5 protein-coding genes are annotated in these 4,309 nt (G+C 74.8%); 2 read left to right on the forward strand and 3 right to left on the reverse strand.

The features are described 5' to 3' along the window. The coding region (locus QM572_RS15665) for a hypothetical protein (RefSeq protein ID WP_415094755.1) at positions 1–219 on the reverse strand (219 nt) is incomplete at its 3' end. Positions 220–311: 92 nt separating this feature from the next. Here QM572_RS15665 and QM572_RS15670 point away from each other — a divergent pair. Beyond that, complete coding sequence (locus QM572_RS15670; protein ID WP_415094757.1) at positions 312–932, forward strand: hypothetical protein; 621 nt, start codon at positions 312–314, stop codon at positions 930–932. Positions 933–961: 29 nt separating this feature from the next. On the opposite strand, the gene QM572_RS15675 is transcribed toward QM572_RS15670, so the two are convergent. Next, a complete protein-coding gene (locus QM572_RS15675) occupies positions 962–1,543 on the reverse strand; it encodes a hypothetical protein (RefSeq protein ID WP_415094759.1) in 582 nt (193 codons plus the stop codon). A 43-nt stretch (positions 1,544–1,586) separates the two neighbouring features. Continuing rightward, a complete protein-coding gene (locus tag QM572_RS15680; RefSeq protein ID WP_415094761.1) occupies positions 1,587–2,180 on the reverse strand; it encodes a hypothetical protein in 594 nt (197 codons plus the stop codon). Positions 2,181–2,325: 145 nt separating this feature from the next. Here QM572_RS15680 and QM572_RS15685 point away from each other — a divergent pair. Next, on the forward strand, positions 2,326–4,309 hold a 1,984-nt coding region (locus QM572_RS15685; RefSeq protein WP_415094763.1), incomplete at its 3' end, for a RecQ family ATP-dependent DNA helicase.

The following is a 4,309-nucleotide window of genomic DNA, read 5'->3' on the forward strand; positions in this document are numbered from 1 at the left end:
CGCGGACAGCGCGAGCGCCCGGACGGGCTCGGCGCGAGCGCGCTCGAGGGCCGCCCGGGCGTGGGCTGTCGCGGCCTGGAAGTCGCCGTCCCAGAAGTCGGCGATCGCATGGAGGGCGCTGGCCACCGCACCGTCGCCCGCGCAGCGCGTCCGGGCGCCGGTGACGTCGCCTTCGGCGAGGTCGCTGAGCACGTCGCCGAGCAGCCCCACCTGCTCCACGTGACGGGACGGTACCGAAGCGGCCGCCCTGCGTCTCTGATTACTCCGAATCCCGGTGGTCGGCGGGGACCGGGGACGGCAGCCTCGCGTGCATGAGGACACCGATGGGGATCGCATCGAGATCAGGGTGGGGACCGGGGCTGCTCGCGCTCGCCGCGGTGGGCCTGCTGGCCCTCGGCGGATGCGGGGGGTCGGAGGACGCCTCGCCGTCGCCGGGCTCCTCGTCGTCGGCGCCCGATGCCGCCGCGGGGACGCCGTCGGCGAGCGTGGAGCCCGCGGCCGACGGCGTACCGCCGGCGTTCTGCGACCTGCTCACGCCGGAGGAGATCGGCGACGCGCTCGGCGCGCCGGTGACGGTCGAGACCGGGCCGCTCGGCGAGTGCGAGTTCGGCCAGGAGGACCCGCGCGAGATCAGCGGCTCCCTCGGCACCGCGGAGCTCGCCGAGGCGGCCTCGGGCTTCGAGGTCTACCGCCACGGCACGTCCTCGGCGATGGACAGTCCGTCCGAGCACACGATCGGCGGCCTGGGCGACGGCGCGTTCCTCACCCTCGGCACCGTCGGCGGCGGCGAGAACCTCCACCTTGCGGGCGGCGTTCTCCACGGCACGGTCGTCTTCACCGTGAACCTCAGCCAGGGGGCCGGCCACACCGAGGACGAGCTCGTGGCCGTCGGGGAGAAGCTCCTGAAGCTGGAGTACGACGCCGCCGGCTGAGCCGGCCGTCTCGGCGTCGGCGGGCGGGCTCAGCCGACGCTCACGCAGATCACCCAGCCGCGGAGGTCCCGGGCGCCGCCGGCCTTGTTGGTGCCGGAGATCGCCCAGCCGTCGGCGACCGTCGTGGACGGGAAGCCGTTGCCGGTGAGGTTCCCGTTGCTGTCGCGGATCGCGCGCAGCGGGTTGTTGGTGGCGAGCCATCCGGCCGCGTTGCTGGCTCCGCCGGACCACGTCCCGCCGCCGCCGACGGCCACCTTGCCGACCGGGCACCAGACGAGAAGGCTCGCCTGGGCGCCGTCGGCCACCGAGGCCGTGATGCCGCTGACGACCTCATAGCCGGTGGTCGCGTCGGCGCCGTCCGCGCCGGGAGCACCCGCAGCGCCGGCAGGACCGGCCGGGCCGGTCGGCCCGGGGACCTTGGCGCTCGCGGCGAGGTCGGCGGACGTGATCGAGCCGTCCTTGATCTGCTTGGAGGCGACGGTCCCGGTCTTGATGAGCTTGCCGTTGATCAGCTTGGCCGCGTCCGCGGCGCCGGTGCCGCCGACGGCGAGGATCAGGGATCCGCCGACGATGGCGGCGGGCAGCAGCAGGTGCTTCGGGGATGCGTTCATGGACGCACCCTCGCCCGACCTCCTTTCGAAATCCTTTCGCGGCTCAGGACGCGGTCGCGCAGGTGACCCAGGCCCGCAGCTCGACGGCGGCGTCGGTGGAGTTGGCGCCCGACACCACCCAGACGTCGGCGAGGCTGGAGGTCGGGTCGGTGAGGGCCTGCAGCCCACCGAACTGGCCGCGGATCGCGCGAGCGGGGTAGCTGGCCGCGGGGTCGGTGGTCAGTCCGCTCAGCCACCTGCCGCCACCGCCGAGCGCCACCTTGCCGGCCGGGCAGACCGCGGCGGCCGTGCCGGTGCCACCGGCGGCGACCGAGGTGGTCTGGGTGACGACCTCGTACGCCGACACCCCGGCCACGCCGGGCTCTCCCTGCTCTCCCTGCTCGCCGGTGGCGCCGGTCGCTCCCGTGGCGCCCGTCGCGCCCTGCTCGCCGCGCGGACCGGCCGTGCGCGCACTCGCGCTGAGGTCGGAGAGCGTGACGGAGCCGTCCCTGATCTGCTTGCCGGTGACCGTGCCCGCCTTGATCAGCGAGCCGTTGATCAGCTTCGCCGCGGCGGCAGGAGCCCCCGTCCCCGCGACGGCGACGATGAGAGCGGCGGCACCGAGCGCGGTTCCGAGGGACGGCTTCGTGAAGGTCATCTCCGGACGCTAGCGCCGGCAGCGTGCGCGCCGGACCAGCCGTACAGGCACCGGCTCTAGTCCTGTCGGGCCTAGGCCGCGCTCTCCCGGGACACTTTCGTCGCAGGGCGCCGGACCTGTCGGCGAGGGCTGGTAGACAGTCCGGGTGAGTGACCTCCGAGCCGGCGCCGAGGCGCATCTGGCCGCCCTCGTGGGGAGGCCGGAGGCGCGACTGCGCGACGACCAGTGGTCGGCGATCTCGGCGCTGGTCGAGGATCGTCGCCGGGCCTTGGTCGTGCAGCGGACCGGGTGGGGCAAGTCGGCGGTCTACTTCGTGGCGACGCTGCTGCTGCGCGAGGCGGGCGCCGGGCCGACGGTCATCGTGAGCCCGCTGCTCGCCCTGATGCGCAACCAGATCGCCGCCGCGGAGCGTGCCGGCATCCGTGCGGCCACGATCAACTCGACCAACCTCGAGGAGTGGAGCGGCATCGAGGAGGCGATCCACGCCGGCGAGCTCGACGTGCTGCTGGTCAGCCCGGAGCGGCTCAACAACCCCGGCTTCCGCGATGCCGTGCTGCCCCGGCTCGCGGCGACCTGCGGCCTCCTGGTGGTCGACGAGGCGCACTGCATCTCCGACTGGGGCCACGACTTCCGGCCGGACTACCGGCGCATCCGCACGCTGCTCGAGGACCTCCCGGCCGGGGTGCCCGTGCTGGCGACGACCGCCACCGCCAACGCCCGGGTGACGGCCGACGTCGCGGAGCAGCTCGGCTCCGACGACACCGACGTCCTCGTGCTGCGTGGATCGCTCGACCGGGCGTCGCTCCAGCTCGCCGTCGTACGGCTGAGGACGGCCGAGATGCGACTGGCCTGGCTGGCCGACCACGTCGCGGCGCAGTCCGGCTCGGGCATCGTCTACTGCCTCACGGTCGCGGCGACCGAGGAGGTCGCGGACTATCTGCGCTCGCGGGGCATCGACGCGGCGGCGTACTCGGGGCGCACCGAGCCCGCCGAGCGACTGGCACTCGAGGAGGCGCTCGCAGCCGGCCGGGTCAAGGTGCTCGTCGCGACGAGCGCGCTGGGGATGGGGTATGACGCCCCGCTCGGGTTCGTGGTCAACCTCGGTGCGCCCTCGTCACCGGTGTCCTACTACCAGCAGGTCGGCCGCGCCGGCCGCGGGATCGTCGGGACGGCGCCGGTGGTGCTGCTGCCGAGCACCGAGGACCGCGACATCTGGGCCTACTTCGCCTCCCTCGCCTTCCCACGCGAGGAGCAGGTCCGTCAGACCCTGGCCGTCCTGGGCGGCAGCGAGCGACCGATGTCGACGCAGGCGCTCGAGCCCCACGTCGACCTGTCGCGCACCCGCCTCGACACCATGCTCAAGGTGCTGGACGTCGACGGCGCCGTGCAGCGGGTCGCCGGCGGATGGCGCGCGACCGGGGAGCAGTGGCGCTACGACGCCGAGCGCTACGCGCGGGTGGCGGAGGCACGCAGGCGCGAGGAGGAGGCGATGCTCGGCTACCTCGTGACGACGGGATGCCGGATGCGCTACCTGCGCGCGCAGCTGGACGACCCCTCGGACGATGCCGGCCGCGACTGCGGCCGGTGCGACAACTGCGGCGGTCTCGCGCTCTCGGCCGAGGTGTCGGAGGCGGCGGTCGCCGAGGCCGAGGAGCGGCTGCACCGACCGGGCGTGGCGATCGAGCCGAAGAAGCTGTGGCCGACGGGTCTGCCCGGGCTCGGGATCGAGCTCAAGGGGAGGATCGCCGAGGGGCCCGAGGAGGGACGCGTCGTGGCCCGGCTCACCGACCTCGGGCACGGTCGGGCGCTGCGCGACCTCTTCCGGGGAGCCGACGGACCGGTCCCGGCGCCGCTCGTGCGCGCCGTGATCGAGGTGCTCGGCGCGTGGCTGCCCGCGGCCGGCGGGAACGTCGACGGCCTCGTGGTGGTCGACTCGCTGACCCGCCCCGACCTGGTCGGCGACCTGGCCGCCGGGCTCTCGCGCTACCTGCACCGGCCGATCCTCGGCTCCTGGGCGCTCGCCGACCCCGACGTCCCGCCCGGCGCCGGCGCGGCCAACTCGGCCCACCGGGTCGCCGCGGTGCTCCGGCGGGGGGCGCTGCGCGCCGACGTTCCCGCCGGCGGGCGGC

This window comes from Nocardioides sp., from assembly GCF_047607365.1.
In the GTDB taxonomy this organism is placed as follows: domain Bacteria; phylum Actinomycetota; class Actinomycetes; order Propionibacteriales; family Nocardioidaceae; genus Nocardioides.